Below are 22694 nucleotides of genomic sequence, written 5' to 3'. Positions count from 1 at the left end.
CGCCTCAGGCCTTGCCGCGTATCAAACGACGCAACCTGAAACGGTTGGGATGACACGCCTCGGCCACGGCTCTGGGCAATGGCAGCGGTTCGTTGTCGAGCCAGGCTGCCAGCAACTCGCCTGACAACGGCGCGGTGATCAGTCCTCGCGAACCGTGGCCGCTGTTGACGTACAGACCGTCCAGCCATGGACAAGGGATGTCCGGCGTTTGCCGGGCATCCTTGCTCAGGACGATGTAGGCGTCGGCGAAGGCTTGACCGTCAGCCAAAGGGCCGACAATCGGCAGGTAATCGGGGCTGGTGCAGCGAAACGCCGCGCGACCTTCAAGTGCCTCGGGTTGCAAGGCATCTGCGCCGAGTCGAGCGACCAGGTCGACCGAGATTTCTTCGAGCATCTGCAGGTTGCCGGCATGCTCGGCTGCGGTGGGCGTCAGGTCGTCGTTGTTGAAATCGAAACTTGCGCCCAGGGTGTGCTCACCCAGACGGGCCGGCGCGACATAACCTTCGGCACACACCACAGTGCTCAGGCTCTGGCTTGCAGGAGTCTGGGGCAGGCGGGTGATCTGTCCGCGAATACGTTTGAGCGGCAAATCGCTGCTGAAGTCGAAACGCTTGATCTCGGCAGCGCCGGCCAGCACCACCACCGGTGCGTCGGCCAGCAACCGGTCGCCATCCCACGCTTGCCATTGACCCTCCACGCGATGCAGTTCCAGGACATCGTGATGGGTCAGGATGCGGATATTGGGATGCGCTGCTTGCCATGAGCACAGGGCTGGCGGATGCACCCAACCGCCGTCGGGGTAAAACAGGCCACCGAATTGCAGTGCGATACCGGCGCGAATCTCGGCGTGTTCCCGATCGAGGGTGTGCAGCAAGTCCTCGGGAAATGCCGCCGCCAATTGCGCCTGACGTTCTGCTTCCTTGGCGTTGAAGGCCAGTTGCAGCACGCCGCAATCATTCCAGTCGACGCCGCGCTGCAAGTGCTCCAGCAGGCGTCGGGTGTGGCCGAAACCACTGACAATCAGCTGTGACAATGCGGTGCCATGGGCCGACAGCTTGAGGTACAACACGCCTTGCGGATTGCCCGAAGCTTCCTGCGCGATACCGTCTTGTCGTTCCAGCAGACTCACCTGCCAACCCCGCATGGCGAGACTGGCGGCCGTGGCGCAACCGGCCAGACCGGCGCCGATCACCAAGGCTCGACGCTCGCCAGAGAGCGGGGCCGGACGCGCAAACCAGGGTTTCGCCACGACAGGCGCAGGTGTTTCTTCAGGCCAGCCAAGAAACACGCCGCGCAGGATTTCCCATTTATGGCCGATGCCCGGCGTGCGCTTCATCTTGAAGCCCGCCGCGTTCAGCAGACGGCGTACCCAACCTGTGCTGGTGAAGGTGCTGATGGTCGAGCCGGGCGCCGCCAGCCGCGCCAGTTCGGCAAACAGTTCGGCGGTCCACATGTCGGGGTTTTTCGCCGGGGCGAAACCGTCGAGAAACCAAGCGTCAATCTGTGCGTCCAGTTGCGGCAGTTGTTCCAGCGCATCGCCGATCAACAAGGTCAGAGTGACGCGACCGTTGTCCAGAATCAGTCGCTGGAAGCCTTGATGGATCGCCACGTACTGCGCCAGCAATTGATCGGCAAACGGCTTGAGCTCCGGCCACAACGCCAAGGCTCGCTGCAAGTCTGGCTGGCTCAGCGGGTACTTTTCCACGCTGACAAAATGCAGCCGCGCACCGGCCACAGCGTGCTGTTCGAACAACTGCCAGGCGCAGAGGAAGTTGAGTCCGGTGCCAAAACCTGTTTCGCCAATGACCAGCCGACCGCCATCCGGCAACTCGGCAAAGCGTTCACGCAAACCGTTTTGTTCGAGGAATACGTAGCGGGTTTCTTCAAGGCCTGACTTGTCCGAAAAGTAGACGTCGTCGAACACTCGCGAAGACGGGCGACCCTGGTCGTCCCAGTCGAGTTGGGCGTGAGGCAATACAGGTTTCATGGCAGGCTCGGCAACGGCAAGGCGGCCATTCTAGCTGATCGACGTGGCGATGCTTGCACGACCGCCGACTCGCAGAAAATCCTGTAGCAGCTGCCGAGGCACGAGGCTGCGTTGCGTGTCCGCAGGACCGCCCTAGAGGGCCGCTGCGCAGCCCAACGCAGCCTCGTGTCTCGGCAGCTGCTACAGGGAACAGTGGTTGCGGTGAAGAAATGGATTCTCCCACGCAAAACAACTCAATCCGCTAGTCTTGCTCAATCTGGAAAGGGAGCCATTCATGTTCGAATCTGCTGAAATCGGTCACGCCATCGACAAAGAAACCTACGAAGCTGAAGAACCGGCGCTGCGTGAAGCGTTGCTCGAAGCGCAGTTCGAACTTCAGCAGCAAAAGCGCTTTCCGGTGATCATCCTGATCAACGGCATCGAAGGCGCCGGCAAGGGCGAGACGGTCAAGTTGCTCAACGAGTGGATGGACCCGCGCCTGATCGAGGTCCGCACCTTCGATCAGCAGACCGATGAAGAGCTGGCGCGACCCCCGGCCTGGCGGTACTGGCGGATGCTCCCGGCCAAGGGCCGCATGGGGATCTTCTTCGGCAACTGGTACAGCCAGATGCTCCAGGGCCGGGTCCATGGTCTGTTCAAGGACGCGGTGCTGGATCAGGCGATCAACCAGTCGGAGCGCTTTGAAAAAATGCTCTGCGACGAAGGCGCGCTGATTTTCAAATTCTGGTTTCACCTCTCCAAGAAACAAATGAAAGCGCGCCTCAAGGCACTCGCCGACGACCCCTTGCACAGCTGGCGCATCAGTCCGCTGGACTGGCAACAATCGCAGACCTACGACAAGTTCGTGAAGTACGGCGAGCGCGTATTGCGCCGTACCAGCCGTGACTACGCGCCCTGGCATGTGATTGAAGGCGTGGATGCGCATTACCGCAGTCTGGCGGTGGGCAAGATCCTGCTCGAAGGCCTGCAAAGTGCCTTGAAGCGATCCAGAATCCATCCCTCCAAGGTCAACGCTGCGCCGCTGCCGATCCATGTCGATCAGCTCAACCTGCTCGACAGCCTGGACCTGAGCCAGCGCCTGGAAAAGGACGATTACGAAGAACAACTGATTACCGAACAGGCGCGATTCTCGGGTTTGATGCGCGACAAACGCATGCGTCAACACGCCTTGATCGCGGTGTTTGAAGGCAATGATGCAGCGGGCAAGGGCGGTGCGATTCGGCGAGTTGCCGCGGCGCTCGATCCACGCCAATACGACATCGTGCCGATTGCCGCACCCACTGAGGAGGAACGGGCGCAGCCGTATTTGTGGCGCTTCTGGCGGCACATTCCGGCCAAGGGCAAGTTCACCGTATTCGACCGCTCGTGGTATGGCCGGGTATTGGTCGAGCGCGTTGAAGGCTTCTGTCCACCTGCGGACTGGCTGCGGGCCTACAGCGAGATCAACGATTTCGAAGAGCAGATTTCCGAATCGGGCGTCATCGTCGTCAAGTTCTGGCTGGCTATCGACAAGGAGACTCAGCTGGAGCGTTTCGAGGCGCGGGAAGACATTCCCTTCAAGCGTTTCAAAATCACCGAAGACGACTGGCGCAACCGGGATAAATGGGATGCCTACCGCGCGGCCGTCGGCGACATGGTGGACCGCACCAGCACCGAAATCTCGCCGTGGACCTTGGTCGAGGCCAATGACAAGCGCTGGGCCCGGGTCAAGGTCCTGCGCACCATCAACCAGGCGCTGGAAGAAGCGTTCGATAAATCAGACAAGCACGACAAGAAGGCCAAAAAACGCAAGTCGTGAGCCGATGGTTACGCATACGCGGGGTGAATGATTGTCGCGGTTGGTTATGAGGTGGACTTATGCTCGGTCCACTCTCAACCGACAACAACAATGAGGTATGCCATGCGTGAAGTGGTGATCGTCGATAGCGTGCGGACCGGCCTGGCCAAATCCTTTCGCGGCAAGTTCAACCAGACCCGTCCGGATGACATGGCGGCGCATTGTGTCGATGCCCTGTTGGCGCGAACCGGGATCGACCCGGCCAGCGTTGAGGATTGCATCGTCGGTGCGGGCTCCAACGAAGGCGCCCAGGGGTACAACATCGGTCGCAATGTCGCGGTGTTGTCGCGGCTGGGCATCGGCACTGCGGGCATGACCCTCAACCGTTTCTGCTCCTCGGGCTTGCAGGCCATCGCCATCGCCGCCAATCAGATCGCGTCGGGCTGCAGCGAAATCATCGTGGCCGGTGGCGTCGAATCCATCAGTCTGACCATGAAAAGCGTCAACACCGACAACTTGATCAACCCGCTATTGAAAGAGCAGATGCCGGGCATCTATTTCCCCATGGGCCAGACCGCCGAAATCGTTGCGCGCCGATACGGAGTCAGCCGCGAAGAGCAGGATCTGTACGCGCTGCAAAGTCAGCAACGCACGGCCAAGGCTCAGACCGACGGTTTGTTCGATGATGAAATCGTGCCGATGGCGGTGAAGTACCGGGTTGAAGACAAGGCCACCGGTCAGATCCAGATCCTCGACGGGATCGTCGATCGCGACGACTGCAACCGCCCGGACACTACCCTGGAAAGCCTGGCCGGGTTGAAACCGGTGTTTGCCGAGGACGGTTCGGTGACGGCGGGCAACTCTTCGCAATTGTCCGATGGCGCTTCGATGACCCTGGTCATGAGCCTTGAAAAAGCCCTGGAACTGGGGCTCAAGCCCAAGGCGTTCTTCCGTGGTTTTGCGGTGGCAGGGTGCGCGCCGGACGAGATGGGCATCGGTCCGGTGTTCTCGGTGCCGAAATTGCTCAAGTCCAAGGGTCTGCAGGTGGCCGACATTGATCTGTGGGAACTCAACGAAGCGTTTGCTTCGCAGTGCCTGTACAGCCGCAACCGCCTGGAAATCGATAACGACAAGTACAACGTCAATGGCGGTTCGATTTCCATCGGCCACCCGTTCGGCATGACGGGTTCGCGTCAGGTCGGGCACATTGTGCGGGAGTTGCAGCGGCGTAATTTGCGGTATGGCGTGGTTACCATGTGCGTGGGTGGCGGGATGGGGGCTACCGGGTTGTTTGAGGCTGTGCGTTAAATGCCTCAGGATTTGTAGCGATTGTGAAATAGCCATCGCGGGCAAGCCCGCTCCCACAGTGATTGGCGGCGATTGCAAATGTTGCTTACGCCACAAAACCTGTGGGAGCGGGCTTGCCCGCGATGCAGACGCCTCGGTCTAACGTCTGGTGCCCAACCTCTGCATCCGCTCGATGTAGGCCTGAATCTCCCGCGCCACCACCTTCGGGTTCTCAAACGGCCCCTCCAGCGTGTTTTCCCGGGTGCTGAAATACAGTTCCCCATTCACCCGACACACCCGGTCGCAGCGAAAGTGCGTGGCGGGGGCGTTGTCTTGGGCGCGCATGCCGTACATGGCAATCTCCTGAAGGATGTTCCGGTTGGCGGATCCAATGAGCTTATGCATGAACCACTTGCGGTGCCTGACCAACTGATCGACGGCACTTCGCCAGATTAATGGTGCGACCTGCACAGTTTCATTCGCGGCCCGTCGCCAACTGTCCCTGTGTCGCGCTCGGGTCTGCGCCTAGAATGGTGTTTCTTGCTATCTGGCTTTGGGGTTCGCATGCACATTTCATCCGGTCGCTGGGTTTACGGTCTGTTCCTGGCCTTGTTGACCGCTGTTCTGTGGGGAATCCTGCCGATCAAACTCAAACAAGTCCTGCTGGTGATGGACCCGGTGACGGTGACCTGGTTTCGCCTGACGGTGTCCGGTAGTTGCCTGTTCATTTATCTGGCAGCGACCAAACGCCTGCCCAGCCGCAAAGTCCTCGGCCCGCGCGGCGGCTGGCTGGTGTTGATGGCGGTGCTCGGCCTGGTTGGCAACTACGTGCTGTACCTGATGGGCTTGAACCTGCTTAGCCCCGGCACCGCGCAACTGGTGGTGCAGATGGGCCCGATCATGTTGCTGATCGCCAGTCTGTTTGTGTTCAAGGAACGGTTCAGTGTGGGGCAGGGGACTGGTCTGCTGGTGCTGCTGATCGGTTTCGCGCTGTTCTTTAATCAACGCCTGGCCGAGTTGTTAACCTCGTTGACCGATTACACCGCCGGCGTGTTGCTGGTGCTACTGGCGTCCACAGTCTGGACCTTCTATGCCTTGGGGCAGAAGCAATTGCTGACGGTGTGGAATTCGTTGCAGGTGATGATGGTGATCTACCTGTTCTGCGCCTTATTGCTGACGCCGTGGGTGCATCCGCTGGAGGCATTGCAATTGAGCCCGCTGCAAGGCTGGTTGCTGCTGGCGTGCTGCATGAACACCTTGATTGCCTACGGTGCATTTGCCGAAGCGCTGGCCCATTGGGAAGCTTCGCGGGTCAGTGCAACGCTGGCGATTACGCCGTTGGTGACGTTTGGCGCGGTGGCCGTGGCGGCGTGGGCATGGCCGGAATATGTGCATGCAGAGACGATCAATGGTCTGGGGTATGGCGGAGCGGTGTTGGTGGTGGTGGGGTCGGCGTTGGTGGCCCTTGGGCCGTCGTTGATTGCCGGGCTCAAGGCGCGGCGGATGAAGATGGCTGCCAGTTAAACCGTGTCATCGTTCATCGCAGGCAGGCCAGCTCCCACAGGTTTTGCACCGGTCACAATTTCCGTGAACGACACAAAACCTGTGGGAGCTGGCTTGCCTGCGATGGCGGACTAACAGTCACTACTGGATTCAGCCCTTGGCACCGGCCTCAAGCATATTCTCCGGCCTCACCCACGCATCAAACTGTTCGTCCGTCAGATACCCCAGCTGCAACGCTGCCTCACGCAAGGTCAGCCCTTCGCTGTAAGCCTTCTTGGCAATCTCCGCCGATTTGTCGTAGCCGATATGCGGATTCAGCGCCGTCACCAGCATCAACCCACGCTCCAGGTGCTCAGCCATTTTCGCTGCATCGGGTTCAAGCCCGGTGATGCAATGCTGCTGGAAGTTGCTGCAGCCGTCGCCCAGCAGGCGGATCGATTGCAGCAGGTTGTGGATGATCACCGGTTTGAACACGTTCAGCTGCAAGTGCCCCTGACTTGCCGCAAAACCAATGGCGACATCGTTGCCCAGAACCTGACATGCGAGCATCGACAGCGCTTCGCACTGGGTCGGATTGACCTTGCCCGGCATGATCGAGCTGCCCGGCTCGTTGGCTGGCAGTTTCACTTCGGCAAAACCGGCGCGCGGCCCGGAACCCAGCAGACGCAGGTCGTTAGCGATTTTCATCAGGGTCACGGCGAGGGTTTTCAGCGCGCCCGACAACGTGGTCAGCGGCTCATGGCCGGCCAGTGCGGCGAACTTGTTCGGCGCGGTGACAAACGGCAGGCCGGAGAGGGCGGCCAGCTCTGCGGCGATCGCTTCACCAAAACCGTGGGGCGAATTCAGCCCGGTGCCGACGGCGGTGCCGCCCTGGGCCAGTTCACACACCGCCGGCAGCGCGCTGCGGATCGCCCGTTCGGCGTAATCCAGTTGAGCGATAAACGCAGAGAGTTCCTGGCCGAAGGTGATCGGCGTGGCGTCCATCATGTGGGTACGGCCGGTCTTGACCAGTTTCATGTGCCGCGCCGACAACTCGGCCAAGCCACCGGAGAGTTCACTGATCGCCGGCAGCAAATGCTGCTGCACCGCTTGGGCGGCGGCAATGTGCATGGCGGTCGGGAAGCAGTCGTTGGAGCTTTGGGAGCGGTTGACGTGATCGTTGGGGTGAACCGGGGTCTTGCCGCCGCGAGGATTACCGGCCAGTTCGTTGGCGCGACCAGCGATCACTTCGTTGACGTTCATGTTGCTCTGGGTGCCGCTGCCGGTCTGCCAGACCACCAGCGGGAACTGGTCGTCGTGGCTGCCGTCGAGCACTTCGTCGGCGGCCTGTTCGATCAGGCGGGCGATATCGGCGGGCAGGTCGCCGTTGCGGTCATTGACCCGCGCCGCGGCTTTTTTGATCAGGGCCAGTGCGTGCAGCACGGCCAGCGGCATGCGTTCGTTGCCAATGGCGAAATTGATCAGCGAGCGTTGCGTCTGAGCGCCCCAGTAGGCCTCATCCGGGACTTCCACCTGGCCAAGGCTGTCGGTTTCGATACGGCTCATCTTGCACACTCCTGTAGGTCGATAGCGCAGTTTAGGCCGTGATCGCCGGCCGTGGTTCCATCAGTCTGGTTTTTGACCGTTCAACCCCTCTAATTCAGGCCCGACAAGGCTTGGGGTTGAGTGACACACTTTTTTAGGCGCAGAATGGACGCCCTTGGGGTTTTACCTCGCCTGCTAGAAAAGGAAACTCGATGACTCGTCTTCGTGCCATCTGTACCGCGGTTGCACTGGTTTGCGCCAGCGGCCCTGTTTTTGCCGATACCGCCAGCCACAACGCCAGTGCCGAAGCTTTCCTGACCCTGGCGCACGCTGACAAATTGGGCACTCCGGTGTACATGCAAGTGCAGCAAATGTTCGCTCAGCGTTTTGAACAGACCAAAGCCCCTGAATCGAAAAAAGCCTTGCTGGAAACTTACCAGGCCAAAGCCAATGCCGCGCTGGACCAAGCCATTGGCTGGAACAAGCTCAAGCCGGACATGGTCAAGCTCTACACCACCAACTTCAGCGAATCCGAGCTGAAAGACCTGGTTGCGTTCTACAAGTCGCCACTGGGCAAGAAAGTCCTGGAAAAAATGCCGCAGCTGACTCAGCAATCGGCCCAGATGACTCAAGCCAAGCTGGAAAGCGCGGTGCCTGTGGTCAACAAACTGCTGGCTGACATGACTGCCGAGCTGGAGCCTAAAGGCGCCGCCGCTCCAGCCAAGAAAAAGCCTTAAGCGGAGTCGGGTATGACCATGCAACAACGCATCGAATCGACGCTGGGCCTGTTACAGCCTGAGCATCTGCAAGTGCTGGATGAAAGCCATATGCACAGTCGTGGGTTGCAAACCCATTACAAGGCCGTGGTGGTCAGCCAGCAGTTCGAAGGGCTCAACCGCGTCAAGCGTCACCAGAAAGTCTACGGCACGCTCGGCGAGCTGATGGGCGAGTTCCATGCGTTGGCGCTGCATACCTACACGCCTGAAGAATGGGCACAGATCGACGCGGCCCCGGCCTCACCGACTTGTGCTGGCGGCAGCAAGCATTGATGTGATGGGCTGAAGGACTGATGGGCTGTTGTGGCGAGGGAGCTTGCTCCCGCTGGACTGCGAAGCAGTCCCGGAACCTGCAACAGCGTTCTGTCTGAAAGAGTGCAGTCGCCAGCATTACGACTGCTTCGCAGCCGAGCGGGAGCAAGCTCCCTCGCCACAAAGGCATCTCGCAGTCCTGAACCCACACCTTTTTTGCTAGAATCCGCAACGCGCCGCTCACCCGGCGCGTTTTTTTTGAATCCGGTTCACCCCTTACGAGGGTAGCCACCTGGAGAATCACCCATGACACAACAGATTGTCGTGGCGGCACTGTATAAGTTCGTCACTCTGGAAGATTACATCGCCCTGCGCGAGCCATTGCTGCAAGCCATGGTCGACAACGGCATCAAAGGCACGCTGCTGATCGCCGAAGAAGGCATCAACGGCACTGTGTCCGGCAGCCGCGAAGGCATTGACGGGCTGATGGCCTGGCTCAAGAACGATCCGCGCATGGACGACATCGACCACAAAGAGTCGTACTGCGACGACCAGCCGTTCTACCGCACCAAGGTCAAACTCAAGAAAGAAATCGTCACCCTCGGCGTCGAAGGCGTGGACCCGAACAAAAAGGTCGGCACCTACGTCGATCCACAGAACTGGAATGCGCTGATCAGCGATCCTGAAGTGCTGTTGATCGACACCCGCAACGACTACGAGGTCTCGATCGGCACCTTCGAAGGCGCCATCGACCCGAAAACCACCAGTTTTCGCGAGTTCCCTGACTACATCAAAGCCCACTTCGACCCGGCCGTGCACAAGAAAGTCGCGATGTTCTGCACCGGCGGCATTCGTTGTGAGAAGGCCTCAAGCTACATGCTCAGCCAGGGCTTCGACGAGGTCTATCACCTCAAGGGCGGCATTCTGAAGTACCTCGAAGAGGTGCCGCAGGAAGAAACCAAGTGGCAGGGCGACTGCTTCGTGTTCGACAACCGCGTGACCGTGCGTCATGACCTCAGCGAAGGCGACTACGATCAATGTCATGCCTGTCGTACGCCGGTAAGCGTCGAAGACCGCGCGTCCGAGCATTACGTGGCTGGCATCAGTTGCCCGCATTGCTGGGATACGCTGAGCGAGAAGACCCGTCGCAGCGCCATTGATCGGCAGAAGCAGATCGAACTGGCCAAGGCGCGCAACCTGCCTCACCCGATCGGCTACAACTACAAGCAAACTCCCTCAGAGGCTTGAACCATGTCTGCCCAACGCCTGCTCTACGTGATGGACCCGATGTGTTCCTGGTGCTGGGGCTTTGCGCCCGTCGCCAACGCGTTGGTCGAGCAGGCGCAGGCGGCAGGGGTGGACGTGCATCTGGTGGTGGGCGGCTTGCGCACCGGCAGCGGCTCCGCCTTGGAGCCGACCACCCGGCGCTACATCCTTGAGCATTGGCAGGCCGTCACCCAGGCCACCGGCCAACCGTTCAAGACCGAAGGCGCGTTGCCTGACGGTTTTGTCTACGACACCGAGCCGGCGTGCCGGGCGCTGGTGACGGCGCGCAATCTGGCGCCGGATTGCGCGTGGAAACTGCTCGGGTTGATTCAACACGCGTTCTACGCCGAAGGTCGAGACGTCACTCACGCCAGTGTCCTGGTTGAGTTGGCCGAGCAGGCCGGCCTGCCGCGCATCGAATTTGCGGCCGCGTTCGACCGTGCCGATCAGCACGCCGCCACCGCTGCTGATTTCACCTGGGTCCAGGACCTCGGCATTGCCGGCTTCCCTACGTTGCTGGCTGAACGTAATGGGCAACTGGCGCTGTTGACCAATGGCTATCAACCCTTGAGTGAATTGTCGCCATTGCTCGGCCGTTGGCTGGAGCGCGCGGCCTGTGCATGACCTGCCCGATGACACGCCCGCTCCCAAGCGTGTCGATCGGCTGAGTTGGGCTGAAATCCGGCGGCTTGCCCTTCACCATAAAAAATCCCTGTGGATCGCCAATGGCGTAGCGGTACTGGCCACTCTGTGCAGCGTGCCGATTCCTCTGCTGCTGCCATTGCTGGTGGACGAAGTGCTGCTGGGGCACGGCGATTCTGCGCTGAAAATCATGAACCACGCGTTGCCGCAAGGCTGGCAGAAAGCGGCAGGCTACATCGGCCTGATGCTGCTGGTGACCTTGTTGCTGCGCTGTGGCGCCTTGCTGTTCAACGTGGTGCAGGCGAAGTTGTTCGCGGCACTGGCCAAAGACATCGTGTATCGCATCCGCATCCGGCTGATCGAACGGCTCAAGCGCATTTCCCTGGGCGAATACGAAAGCCTGGGCAGCGGCACGGTGACCACGCACCTGGTCACGGACCTGGACACGCTGGACAAGTTTGTCGGCGAGACCCTCAGTCGATTCCTGGTGGCGATGCTGACGCTGGTCGGTACCGCGAGCATTCTGATCTGGATGCACTGGAAGCTGGCATTGCTGATCATGTTGTTCAACCCGCTGGTGATCTACGCCACGGTGCAACTGGGCAAGCGGGTCAAGCACCTGAAGAAGCTCGAGAACGACAGCACCTCGCGGTTCACCCAGGCCCTGACCGAAACCCTCGACTCGATTCAGGAAGTGCGCGCCGGCAACCGTCAGGGCTTTTTCCTCGGGCGCCTGGGGCAGCGGGCCCGGGAAGTGCGCGATTATGCGGTGAACTCGCAGTGGAAGACCGATGCGTCGAACCGCGCCAGTGGTTTGCTGTTCCAGTTCGGCATCGATATTTTTCGTGCCGCGGCGATGCTCACCGTGTTGTTCTCCGACTTGTCCATCGGCCAGATGCTGGCGGTGTTCAGCTACCTGTGGTTCATGATCGGTCCGGTGGAGCAGCTGCTCAATTTGCAGTACGCCTATTACGCCGCCGGTGGTGCGCTGTCGCGAATCAACGAGCTGCTGGCCCGTGCCGATGAGCCGCAATACCCCGGCGGTGTCGATCCGTTTCAGGGACGGGACACCGTGGGCATCGAAGTCCAGGGCCTGAGTTTCGGATACGGCGATGAGTTGGTGTTGAACCAGATGGACCTGTCCATCGCCCCCGGTGAAAAAGTGGCAATCGTCGGTGCCAGCGGTGGCGGTAAAAGCACCTTGGTGCAGTTGCTGTTGGGGTTGTACACGCCCCTTGCCGGGACCATCCGCTTCGGTGGCTCGTCCCAGCAAGAGATCGGCCTGGAGACCGTGCGCGAAAACGTCGCCGTGGTCCTGCAACACCCCGCGCTGTTCAACGACACTGTGCGCGCCAACCTGACGATGGGCCGTGTGCGCAGCGACGAAGCCTGCTGGCAGGCCCTGGAAATTGCCCAGCTGAACCAAACTGTTCGAGAGTTGCCTGATGGTCTGGACAGCATCGTCGGACGCTCTGGCGTGCGGTTGTCCGGTGGCCAGCGGCAACGGCTGGCGATTGCACGAATGGTGCTGGCCGAACCCAAGGTCGTGATCCTCGATGAGGCCACCTCGGCGCTGGACGCGGCCACCGAATACAACCTGCACCAGGCGCTGGCGCGGTTCCTGAGCAACCGCACCACGCTGATCATTGCGCATCGGTTGTCGGCGGTTAAACAGGCCGATCGGGTGCTGGTGTTCGACGGCGGGCAAATTGCCGAGGATGGCGACCATCAGCAGCTGATTGCCGAAGGTGGTTTATACGCCAAGCTTTATGGCCATTTGCAGCAGCATTAGTGACAGTTCGCGCCAGGTTGACGGCAAGAGTACGCAAAATATGGCCACTGGCTTGCCGGGATCGAATACGCACCCTAGTCTAGCTGTAGCGATCACGTTGGATGATGATCTGGCAGTGCTAATGCAAGGGACCTCATGAAGCAAAAGCGGACTCTCGGAACCCCCAGGTTGTTGGGCATCGTCTGGCCATTTATTGCCGTAGTGCTATTTCAAGCGCTGTTGGGCGGGGTCAGTCTCTATGTGCTTTCGGCAGTCCGCGGCTATGTGGCCGGGGAGAGCCTGTGGTCGAAGGGCCAGAAAGACGCCATCTATTACCTCAATCTCTACGCGGACAGTCGCGATGGGGCCATTTTCCTCAAGTACCAGAACGCCATTGCCGTACCGCAGGGTGGCCACGAGTTGCGCGTGGCGCTGGATCACCAGCCACCGAATATCGAAGCCGCACGGGTGGCGATTCTCAAGGGTGGCAATCACCCCGACGACGTCTCCAGCGTAATCTGGCTGTACCTCAATTTCAGGCATTTCAGTTACCTGGAAAAAGCCATCGACCGCTGGACGGTGGGTGACGCGTACCTGGTGCAACTCGATGACGTCGCGCAAGAGATGCACCAGCGCATTACCGAAAATCAGGCGTCGGACGCCGACATCAAGCGCTGGAAGGAGCAGATATTTGCGATCAACGATGGTGTGACGCCTGCCGCCAAAGCCTTCAGCGATGCCTTGGGCGAGGGCTCGCGCTTGATTCTGCGCCTGCTGCTGGTGACGAACCTGGCCACGGCCCTGGGCCTGATTGCATTGGCCTTGATGCGCACACACAAGCTTCTCAAGCAGCGCCACGCCTTTGCCGAGGCCTTGCAGCTGGAGAAAGACCGGGCGCAGATCACCCTGCAATCGATTGGCGACGGGGTGATCACCACGGATGTCGACGGTGCAATCGCCTATATGAACCCGGCGGCCGAAGCGTTGACTCACTGGAAAGGCGAGCAGGCCATCGGCTTGCCGCTGGCGGCCCTGTTCAATCTGCTGGATGACAACGCTCAGGCCGATGGTTTTACCTTGATCGAGCACATCTTGAGCGGTCAGCTCAGCGGCGGCAGTGAGCATTCCAAGCTGATCCAGCGCCTGGATGGCAGCACCGTCTCGGTCACCCTGGTCGGGGCGCCGATCCGCAACGCCGACAAGGTCAGTGGCGCGGTGCTGGTGTTGCATGACATGACTCAGGAGCGGCAGTACATCGCCAACCTGTCCTGGCAGGCGACCCATGACGCCTTGACCGGGCTGGCCAATCGTCGCGAGTTCGAATATCGCCTGGAGCAGGCGCTGCACAACCTGACGCGATACGCCGGGCGCCACGCCTTGATGTTCCTCGATCTGGACCAGTTCAAACTGGTCAACGACACCTGTGGCCATGCGGCGGGTGACGAACTGCTGCGGCATATCTGCGCACTGTTGCAATCGGGCCTGCGCGAAGGCGACACCCTGGCCCGGCTGGGCGGTGACGAGTTCGGGATTCTGCTGGAAAACTGTCCGCCGGAAGTCGCCGAGAAAATTGCCGAGAGCCTGCGCCATACCGTGCAAAACCTGCACTTTGTCTGGAAAGGCCGGCCTTTCGTCACCACGGTGAGCATCGGGATGGTTCATATCGCGCAAACCCCGACCACCCTCGAAGCTTCGCTGCGTGCTGCCGATATGGCCTGTTACATGGCCAAGGAAAAGGGCCGTAACCGGGTTCAGGTGTACAACGCCGATGATTCGGAACTGTCCCTGCGTTTCGGTGAGATGGCGTGGGTACAGCGCCTGCACATGGCGCTGGAGGAAGACCGCTTTTGCCTCTACTCCCAGGAAATTGCTCCCCTTGGCCATACTGAACGCGGCGGCGGACATATAGAAATCCTGTTGCGTCTACATGATGAAGCCGGGCGCATGATATTGCCCGACAGTTTTATTCCGGCTGCCGAGCGTTATGGCCTGATGACCGCACTTGATCGTTGGGTAGTGCAGAACGTCTTCAAGATCATTGCTCAATGTATAGCCGAAGAGCGCGAAGGTCCTTTGGCCATGTGTGCGATTAATCTGTCAGGCACTACTATCGGAGATGACGCGTTTCTGGACTTCCTGAGGGAACAGTTTGTTACTTGGTCTATTCCACCTGAAATGATTTGTTTTGAAATTACAGAAACCAGCGCAATTTCAAATTTGGGAAGTGCAATTAGATTTATCAATGAACTCAAAGGTTTAGGTTGCCACTTTTCATTGGATGACTTCTGCGCCGGGATGTCCTCATTCGCCTACTTGAAACATTTACCTGTAGACTTCTTGAAGATCGATGGAAGTTTCGTAAAGGATATGCTGGACGACCCGATTAACCGCGCCATGGTAGAAGTGATCAATCACATCGGCCATGTCATGGGTAAGCGCACGATTGCCGAGTTTGTAGAAACACCCCAGATCGAGCAGGCATTGCTGGAGATCGGGGTCGATTTCGCTCAAGGGTATGTCATTGAACGCCCGCATCTGTTTACCTGCGATAGTTTGCAAAGTCGTCCTGCCAGGCCTCAACCTTTGTTATTCAAGGCGCCCGGCACGTTCCGTTGAAATCTCTTGCTGATCCTAACAATCACAATCAAAAGGAGCCCGACAGTGATCGACACATTCAACCGAACCGGACCACTCATGGAAGCCGCAAGTTACCCGGTATGGGCACAACAGCTCATCAAGGATTGCAGCGAGAGTAAGCGCCGGGTTGTCGAACACGAACTGTATCAGCGCATGCGAGACAATAAACTCAGCGCAAAAACCATGCGTCAGTACCTTATTGGTGGCTGGCCGGTCGTTGAACAGTTCGCGTTATACATGGCACAAAACCTGACCAAGACTCGTTTTGCTCGCCACCCAGGTGAAGACATGGCGCGTCGTTGGTTGATGCGCAATATTCGTGTCGAACTGAACCATGCCGATTACTGGGTAAACTGGAGTCGAGCCCATGGTGTCAGCCTGGAAGATCTGCAAGCGCAACACGTTGCTCCCGAATTGCACGCGTTGAGTCACTGGTGCTGGCACACCAGTTCGGCGGATTCATTGATTGTCGCCATCGCCGCGACCAACTACGCCATCGAAGGCGCGACCGGGGAGTGGTCGGCGCTGGTCTGTTCCAATGGTGTCTACGCGGCAGCGTTCCCGGAGGAAGAGCGCAAGCGGGCCATGAAATGGTTGAAGATGCATGCCCAGTACGACGATGCCCATCCCTGGGAAGCGCTGGAAATCATCTGCACGCTGGCGGGCATGAACCCGAGCAAATCCCTGCAAGTGGAATTGCGCGAGGCGGTGTGCAAGAGCTACGACTACATGCACCTGTTTCTGGAGCGTTGTATGCAGTTGGAGCACTCGGAAAAGGCTCCGGTCGCGCGTGAGCGCATGGCATTGGCCGAAAGCTGATCCATAGGCAATTCCAGCCAAAAAAAATGTGGGAGCGGGCTTGCTCGCGAATGCGGATTGTCAGTCAACATCAACGTTGAATGTCAGTCAGTATTCGCGAGCAAGCCCGCTCCCACATTGGTTATGTGGCGCAGCTAAATGTTTTAACCCGCCATGGCCAGCCGGTTACGCCCTTCGCGCTTGGCGACATACAGCGCGCTATCGGCCCTGCGCAACAAGCTCTCGGCAGACTCACCGGGCAGCAGGGTCGAACAACCCAGGCTGACCGTCAGCTCGACCATATTGCCGTCGGCCTTGTAATTCTGCGCCTGCGCCGCAAACCGCAGTCGTTCGCCGACCATGGCAGCGGCTTCCCGGCTGGTGTTGGACAGCAGGATCAGAAACTCCTCGCCGCCAAACCGGAACACCATGTCCACATTGCGCAGCTGGTTCTTGATCGCGGCGGCGACAGCCTTGAGTACGTCATCGCCCGCACTGTGACCGTAGTTATCGTTAACGTTCTTGAAGTGATCGATGTCCAGCATCAGCAGCGACAACGGCATCAAGTGACGTCGCGACATCTCGATTTCACGCTGCAAGGTCTGATCCATGGCGATGCGATTGCCGGTGTCGGTCAAGGGGTCGCGCAATGCACTTTGCGTCGCGGCCCGGTAGAGCAGGGCGTTACGCATCGGGAACAGCAGAGTGGACAGCAACGATTCCAGGTTGCCCTGTTCGTACTCGCTGAATCGCTGATTACGGCGGAACACCAGTTCGCCGAGGTTCTCGCCTTCATGACTGAGGCTATAGCTGACGGAATGATGGCCGCGATGACCGAGCTCCAGACGCAAATCACTGGCCGGGTGCTGATAAGTCAGCGCATCCAGCGGCACCAGGCGCTGAATTTCTCGGAAGAAAAGTCCGAGAATGCGTTGTGGTTCAAGACTGGTTTGCAGCTGTTGGCCAAGTTGCTGGCGCAATTGTGCAAGGCTGAATGGCCGCTCCAGAATGGGAGGTTGCTGACCAAAGCCCAGGCGTTGCAATTTGGCGCTGTCGAAGTCAATTGCGTTGGTCTGGGATGGTGATTTCATATGGCGTGAGCCCCTAAGCAGTAAGGCTGTCTTACAGGCTGGGTGAGAGCGGCTTTGGGCTGCGCGTCATACTGGTCCATCAGTCCCGTAGGACATTTGGCGCAAGTTTAGTCCGCTTTGCCGAATATTAGTAACCTATCGACTGAGGCGTCTGCCCGATTGCTTTCACACGGCGTGTCTGAGCAAATTTAGAGCGAAAGTCATGCCAATGAGTTCCTTCGAATAAAAAGCGTTCAAAATCAATGTCTTGTGAGATCTTAGCGAGTTTTTTGAATTGGCAAGCGACGGCCATTTGACTAAGGTCGCTGTATTTGCGAGGCGCTTTAAGTGCCGCGCCGGGAATTCGGCACGACACGAAAAGCGACGTGCGGTTGTTATTGGGCGTTGAAAGCCTGGCCGTTGATGCCCGTGCTGTCCGGACCCATCAAATAGAGGTAGACCGGCATGATCTCCTCGGGTGTCGGGTTGTTCAGCGGGTTTTCACCCGGATAAGCCTGGGCACGCATGCTTGTGCGGGTGGCGCCCGGGTTGATGCTGTTGGACCGCACCGGCGCGACGGTGTCGACTTCGTCGGCCAGGGTTTGCATCAGGCCTTCGGTGGCGAACTTGGACACCCCATAAGCGCCCCAGTACGCGCGGCCCTTGCGACCGACGCTGCTGGAGGTGAACACCACCGAAGCGTCCTGGGATAGCTTCAGCAGCGGGAGCAGGGTGCTGGTGAGCATGAACATGGCGTTGACGTTGACTTGCATGACGCGCATGAAGTTCTCGCCGGACAGCTGCTCGATCGGCGTGCGCGGACCAATGATCGACGCGTTGTGCAGCAAACCGTCGAGGTGGCCGAACTCGGTTTCGATCATCGCGGCCAGCTCGTCGTACTGGTGAGGCAGCGCGGTTTCCAGGTTGAACGGGATCACGGCGGGTTGCGGGTGTCCGGCGGCTTCGATTTCGTCATAGACCTGAGTCAGGTTGGCTTCGGTCTTGCCCAGCAGCAGTACGGTTGCACCATAGGCGGCGTAGGTTTTCGCCGCCGCAGCGCCAATGCCGCGACCTGCGCCGGTGACCAGGATGACCCGGTCCTTGAGCAATTCAGGGCGGGCGGAATAATCAAACATAAGAAACCTCACAACAATTCAATTGGCAGGCATCACACCTGTGGCGAGAGGGCTTTGTGGCGAGGGGATTTATCCCCGTTGGGCTGCGCAGCGGCCCCAGAATCTGCCGACTCGATCTACCTGACGCAACTGAGGCGAATGTTATGGGGCCGCTTCGCGACCCAACGGGGATAAATCCCCTCACCACAAAAGCATCCAGCGGCCAAACGGGTCAGCAGCTGCAAAGAGCGCTATCGAGTACCTTGCGCAACTCCAGCGGATGATCCACCACCACATCCGCCCCCCAATGCCGCGGGTTGTCGTCGGGGTGAATGTACCCATAGGTCACGGCAGCCGTTTTGGTGCCGGCATCACGACCCGACTCGATATCGCGCAGATCATCGCCCACAAACAGCACGCTGGCCGGGTCCAGGTCGAGCATCTTGCACGCCAGGATCAACGGCTCAGGGTCCGGCTTGCTGTTCTTTACATGGTCCGGGCAGATCAGCAGCGCCGAGCGCTCAGCCAACCCCAGCCGTTGCATGATCGGCTCGGCGAAGCGCACAGGTTTGTTGGTCACCACGCCCCAGATCAGGTTGGCCTTCTCGATGTCGGCCAGCAATTCGCCCATGCCGTCGAACAGCTTGCTGTGGACTGCGCAATCCTTGAGATAACGCTCGAGAAATTCCAGGCGCAGTTCTTCGAAGCCCGGGGATTCCGGGTCCATGGAGAAGGTCACGGCGACCATCGCCTTGGCGCCGCCGGAAATCTCGTCGCGGATGTGTTTGTCGTTGACCGGCGGCAATCCGCGATCAGCGCGCATCGCCTGACAGATGGCAATGAAGTCCGGCGCTGTGTCGAGCAGGGTGCCGTCCATGTCGAAAAGGACTGCTCTGATACGCATCGGCTTACTCCTCGCGCAGGGTCTGGATCATGTAATTGACGTCGACATCGGCCGCCAGTTTGTAGTGCTTGGTCAGTGGGTTGTACGTCAACCCGATGATGTCCTTGACGGTCAGGCCAGCCATGCGGCTCCAGGCGCCCAGCTCGGAAGGGCGGATGAATTTCTTGAAGTCGTGGGTGCCGCGTGGCAACAGCTTCATGATGTATTCGGCGCCGACGATCGCGAACAGGTACGCCTTCGGGTTGCGGTTGATGGTGGAGAAAAACACTTGGCCGCCCGGTTTGACCATTTTGAAGCAGGCGCGGATCACCGAGGACGGATCCGGCACGTGCTCCAGCATTTCCAGGCAGGTGACCACGTCGAACTGCTCGGGCATTTCTTCGGCCAGCGCTTCGGCGGTGATCTGCCGGTATTCGACGCTCACGCCGGATTCCAGCTGATGCAATTGCGCGACCGCCAGCGGCGCTTCGCCCATGTCGATACCCATGACGGTAGCGCCGCGCTGGGCCATGGCTTCGCTGAGGATGCCGCCACCGCAGCCCACATCGAGGACTTTCTTGCCGGCCAGATTGACCCGTTCGTCAATCCAGTTGACCCGCAGCGGGTTGATGTCGTGCAGCGGTTTGAACTCGCTTTCGCGGTCCCACCAACGATGGGCCAGGGCTTCGAATTTGGCGATTTCGGCGTAGTCGACGTTACTCATGGTTTAAGTCCTCTAAAACTTGAAAAATCCTGTTGCCCCGATGTTCAGGCCGGGGTGCTTACAATTCGGTGTGGCCACTGATGCGCTGGCCCCAGGCCTTGGCGGTGGCGCAGAGCTGCTCTTCGTCCAGGCGGGTCAGGCGACGGTCGTCGAGCAGTTGCTTGCCGGCGACCCACAGGTGTTTCACGCAGTCCCGGCCGGTGGCGTATATAAGCTGCGAAACCGGATCGTAGACCGGTTGCTGCGCCAGGCCTGAAAGGTCGAACGCGACGATGTCCGCGGCTTTGCCGACTTCCAGCGAGCCGACTTCAGTCTCGATCCCCAGCGCACGGGCGCCGTTGAGCGTGGCCATGCGCAGCGCACGATGGGCGTCCAGCGCAATAGCCGAGCCGGCGACAGCCTTGGCCAGCAACGCGGCAGTGCGGGTTTCGCCGAGCAGGTCCAGGTCATTGTTGCTGGCCGCGCCATCGGTTCCGATCGCGACATTGACGCCGGCCTGCCACAGACGCTCGACCGGGCAGAAACCGCTCGCCAGCTTGAGGTTGGACTCCGGGCAATGAATCACATTGGTGTTGCTTTCTACCAGCAGCACCAGGTCTTCATCGCTGATCTGGGTCATGTGCACGGCCTGGAAGCGCGGGCCGAGCAAGCCCAGGCGCCCGAGTCGAGCCAGCGGGCGTTCACCACGCTGCTCGACCGCTTGCTGTACTTCGAATGCGGTTTCATGGACGTGCATGTGAATCGAGGCGTCCAGCTCTTCGGCGATCACCCGGATTTTCTCCAGGTTTTCGTCGCCCACGGTGTAGGGCGCATGAGGGCCGAAGGTGACTTTAATGCGCTCGTGGTGCTTGAGATCGCCGAACAGTTCGACGCCCTGACGAATGGCCTCGTCCGCCGAGCTGGCCCCTGGAATCGGGAAGTCGAGGATCGGAATGGCGATTTGTGCACGAATGCCACTGTTATGCACGCGTTCGCTGGCAACCTTCGGGAAGAAATACATGTCAGAGAAGCAGGTGATGCCACCTTTTATCTGCTCGGCGATGGCCAGGTCAGTGCCATCGCGTACAAAGTCTTCGTCGACCCACTTGGCCTCGGCGGGCCAGATGTGGTTTTCCAGCCAGGTCATCAGTGGCAGATCGTCGGCCAGGCCCCGGAACAGCGTCATCGCCGCATGCCCGTGGGCATTGATCAAGCCGGGGCTGAGCAACATGTCCGGCAACTCGCGTACTTCGGTTGCGTTAAGCTTCAGCGCAGCCGACCTTGGGCCGATAAACACGATACGCCCGTCGCGAATGCCGATGCCGTGCTCTTTGAGGACAACACCAGCGGGTTCGACGGGTACCAGCCAGGTCGGCAGCAATAACAGGTCGAGCGCAGCGGCAGTGTTCGGCATCGAGGGTCGGTTCCAGTGCTTTTGTAAAGGATGGCGAAGTATACCCGAGCGTCTTCGCGGGGGGATCGCTATAATCGGCGGCTTTTGTTCATGAGTGCGGGGTGTGGGATGCGCGATCGACTGTTGGCTGCGGAGAAGGTGAAGGCCATCGATTGGCGTGATGGCGCCCTGTACCTGCTGGATCAGCGTATTTTGCCGTTCGAGGAAACGTGGATCGCCTACACCGGCGCCGCGGGCGTGGCCGAGGCCATTCGCTCGATGGTGGTGCGTGGTGCGCCGGCCATCGGCATCAGCGCCGCGTATGGCGTGGTGTTGGCAGCCCGTACACGGTTTGCGGAGGGGGGCGACTGGCAGGCGGCGCTGGAAGAAGATTTCGCGCTGCTCGCCGACTCCCGTCCGACCGCAGTCAATCTGTTCTGGGCCTTGGGTCGCATGCGTGATCGGCTAGAGCGCTTGAAGCATCACGCCGATCCGTTGTCGGTGCTTGAAGCGGAAGCCATCGCCATTCATGAAAGCGATCGCGAAGCCAACCTGACCATGGCGCAACTGGGCGTGGACCTGATCCGCAAGCACCAGGGCAATGCCCAGGCAATCCTGACCCACTGCAATACTGGCGCACTGGCCACTGGCGGCTTCGGCACGGCGTTGGGGGTGATTCGCGGGGCCTTTATCGAAGGCATGGTCGAGCGCGTCTACGCCGACGAAACCCGTCCATGGCTGCAAGGTTCGCGATTGACCGCGTGGGAATTGGCCAATGAAGGCATTCCCGTGACCGTCAACGCCGACTCGGCCGCCGCGCACATCATGAAAACCAAGGGCGTGACCTGGGTGATCGTCGGCGCCGACCGGATCACCGCCAATGGTGACGTGGCCAACAAGATCGGCACGTATCAGCTGGCGGTCAACGCCATGCACCACGGCGTGCGCTTCATGGTGGTGGCACCGAGTTCGACCATCGACATGAACCTGGCCAGCGGCGACGAGATTCCTATCGAAGAGCGTGAGGGTCGCGAATTGCTGGAAGTCGGCGGCAGGCGGGTGGGGGCGGAGGTTGATGCGTTCAACCCGGTATTCGACGTGACCCCGGCGGACCTGATCGATGCGATCGTTACCGAAAAAGGCATCGTCGAACGCCCCGACACCGCGAAAATGGCGCAGTTGATGTGCCGCAAGCGTCTGCATTGAGAGCGTCCGGCGCCTTGTAAATCGACATCGCCAGCAGGCTGGCTCCCACAGGATTTATGATCGACACCGATCCTGTGGGAGCCAGCCTGCTGGCGATGAGGACC

At 59.7% G+C, this 22694-nt stretch carries 19 protein-coding genes; 11 read left to right on the top strand and 8 right to left on the bottom strand.

Going from position 1 to position 22694, the window contains the following annotated elements:
• Positions 1-4: 4 nt before the first annotated feature.
• Positions 5-1987 carry a bifunctional tRNA (5-methylaminomethyl-2-thiouridine)(34)-methyltransferase MnmC2/FAD-dependent 5-carboxymethylaminomethyl-2-thiouridine(34) oxidoreductase MnmC1 gene (mnmC, locus tag ACA053_RS20620; RefSeq protein WP_497393562.1) on the bottom strand — a complete coding sequence of 661 codons (1983 nt, stop codon included), beginning with the start codon at positions 1985-1987 and terminating at the stop codon, positions 5-7.
• A gap of 274 nt (positions 1988-2261) precedes the next feature.
• Here mnmC and pap point away from each other — a divergent pair, with 274 nt between their 5' ends.
• Positions 2262-3785 carry a polyphosphate:AMP phosphotransferase gene (gene pap, locus ACA053_RS20615; protein WP_109633760.1) on the top strand — a complete coding sequence of 508 codons (1524 nt, stop codon included), beginning with the start codon at positions 2262-2264 and terminating at the stop codon, positions 3783-3785.
• 102 nt (positions 3786-3887) lie between these two features.
• On the top strand, positions 3888-5072 hold the full coding sequence (locus ACA053_RS20610) for a thiolase family protein (protein ID WP_497393561.1): 1185 nt from the start codon (positions 3888-3890) through the stop codon (positions 5070-5072).
• A gap of 138 nt (positions 5073-5210) precedes the next feature.
• Here the strand turns inward: ACA053_RS20610 and ACA053_RS20605 are convergent, their stop codons facing one another.
• Complete coding sequence (locus tag ACA053_RS20605; protein ID WP_109636176.1) at positions 5211-5405, bottom strand: DUF6316 family protein; 195 nt, start codon at positions 5403-5405, stop codon at positions 5211-5213.
• A 210-nt stretch (positions 5406-5615) separates the two neighbouring features.
• Between ACA053_RS20605 and ACA053_RS20600 the strand changes: the two genes are divergently transcribed.
• The gene (locus ACA053_RS20600) at positions 5616-6575 is read left to right on the top strand and encodes a DMT family transporter (protein WP_497393560.1); all 960 of its coding nucleotides are present in this window, start codon (positions 5616-5618) and stop codon (positions 6573-6575) included.
• A 129-nt stretch (positions 6576-6704) separates the two neighbouring features.
• Here ACA053_RS20600 and ACA053_RS20595 read toward each other — a convergent pair whose 3' ends face one another.
• Complete coding sequence (locus ACA053_RS20595) at positions 6705-8099, bottom strand: class II fumarate hydratase (RefSeq protein ID WP_497393559.1); 1395 nt, start codon at positions 8097-8099, stop codon at positions 6705-6707.
• A gap of 191 nt (positions 8100-8290) precedes the next feature.
• On the opposite strand from ACA053_RS20595, the gene ACA053_RS20590 reads away from it, so the two are divergent.
• From ACA053_RS20590 to ACA053_RS20560, 7 genes are all read left to right on the top strand, one after another.
• Positions 8291-8815 carry a DUF2059 domain-containing protein gene (locus ACA053_RS20590; protein ID WP_109633752.1) on the top strand — a complete coding sequence of 175 codons (525 nt, stop codon included), beginning with the start codon at positions 8291-8293 and terminating at the stop codon, positions 8813-8815.
• A gap of 12 nt (positions 8816-8827) precedes the next feature.
• Positions 8828-9127 (top strand): BolA family protein, encoded by a 300-nt coding sequence (locus ACA053_RS20585; RefSeq protein WP_017340055.1) that lies wholly within the window; start codon positions 8828-8830, stop codon positions 9125-9127.
• Positions 9128-9412: 285 nt separating this feature from the next.
• Positions 9413-10354, top strand: coding sequence for an oxygen-dependent tRNA uridine(34) hydroxylase TrhO (gene trhO / locus ACA053_RS20580; RefSeq protein WP_497393558.1), 942 nt, complete (start codon positions 9413-9415; stop codon positions 10352-10354).
• 39 nt (positions 10355-10393) lie between these two features.
• Positions 10394-10996, top strand: coding sequence for a DsbA family protein (locus ACA053_RS20575; protein WP_178082354.1), 603 nt, complete (start codon positions 10394-10396; stop codon positions 10994-10996).
• Entirely contained in the window at positions 10989-12806 is a 1818-nt protein-coding gene (locus ACA053_RS20570; protein ID WP_497393556.1) for an ABC transporter ATP-binding protein, read from the top strand. The genes ACA053_RS20575 and ACA053_RS20570 overlap by 8 nt, the downstream gene beginning before the upstream one ends.
• Before the next feature lie 135 nt (positions 12807-12941).
• Complete coding sequence (locus ACA053_RS20565; RefSeq protein ID WP_497312879.1) at positions 12942-15401, top strand: EAL domain-containing protein; 2460 nt, start codon at positions 12942-12944, stop codon at positions 15399-15401.
• A gap of 78 nt (positions 15402-15479) precedes the next feature.
• Complete coding sequence (locus ACA053_RS20560; protein ID WP_371921988.1) at positions 15480-16241, top strand: iron-containing redox enzyme family protein; 762 nt, start codon at positions 15480-15482, stop codon at positions 16239-16241.
• A gap of 143 nt (positions 16242-16384) precedes the next feature.
• Here ACA053_RS20560 and ACA053_RS20555 read toward each other — a convergent pair whose 3' ends face one another.
• From ACA053_RS20555 to ACA053_RS20535, 5 genes are all read right to left on the bottom strand, one after another.
• The gene (locus tag ACA053_RS20555) at positions 16385-17311 is read right to left on the bottom strand and encodes a GGDEF domain-containing protein (protein WP_497312875.1); all 927 of its coding nucleotides are present in this window, start codon (positions 17309-17311) and stop codon (positions 16385-16387) included.
• A gap of 374 nt (positions 17312-17685) precedes the next feature.
• Positions 17686-18426 (bottom strand): YciK family oxidoreductase, encoded by a 741-nt coding sequence (locus ACA053_RS20550; RefSeq protein WP_109633741.1) that lies wholly within the window; start codon positions 18424-18426, stop codon positions 17686-17688.
• 211 nt (positions 18427-18637) lie between these two features.
• Positions 18638-19309: an N-acetylmuramic acid 6-phosphate phosphatase MupP gene (gene mupP / locus ACA053_RS20545; protein WP_461975582.1), complete on the bottom strand. Its 672-nt coding sequence runs from the start codon at positions 19307-19309 to the stop codon at positions 18638-18640.
• Between the two features lie 4 nt (positions 19310-19313).
• A complete protein-coding gene (gene ubiG, locus ACA053_RS20540) occupies positions 19314-20012 on the bottom strand; it encodes a bifunctional 2-polyprenyl-6-hydroxyphenol methylase/3-demethylubiquinol 3-O-methyltransferase UbiG (RefSeq protein ID WP_109633737.1) in 699 nt (232 codons plus the stop codon).
• Positions 20013-20070: 58 nt separating this feature from the next.
• Entirely contained in the window at positions 20071-21405 is a 1335-nt protein-coding gene (locus ACA053_RS20535; protein WP_497393555.1) for a TRZ/ATZ family hydrolase, read from the bottom strand.
• Positions 21406-21513: 108 nt separating this feature from the next.
• Here ACA053_RS20535 and mtnA point away from each other — a divergent pair, with 108 nt between their 5' ends.
• Positions 21514-22590, top strand: a complete 1077-nt coding sequence (gene mtnA / locus ACA053_RS20530) for an S-methyl-5-thioribose-1-phosphate isomerase (protein WP_497393554.1) — start codon at positions 21514-21516, stop codon at positions 22588-22590.
• Positions 22591-22694 lie beyond the last annotated feature (104 nt).

Source organism: Pseudomonas sp. LBUM1672 (assembly GCF_059695655.1).
This window is presented reverse-complemented; position numbering and strand designations above follow the sequence as displayed.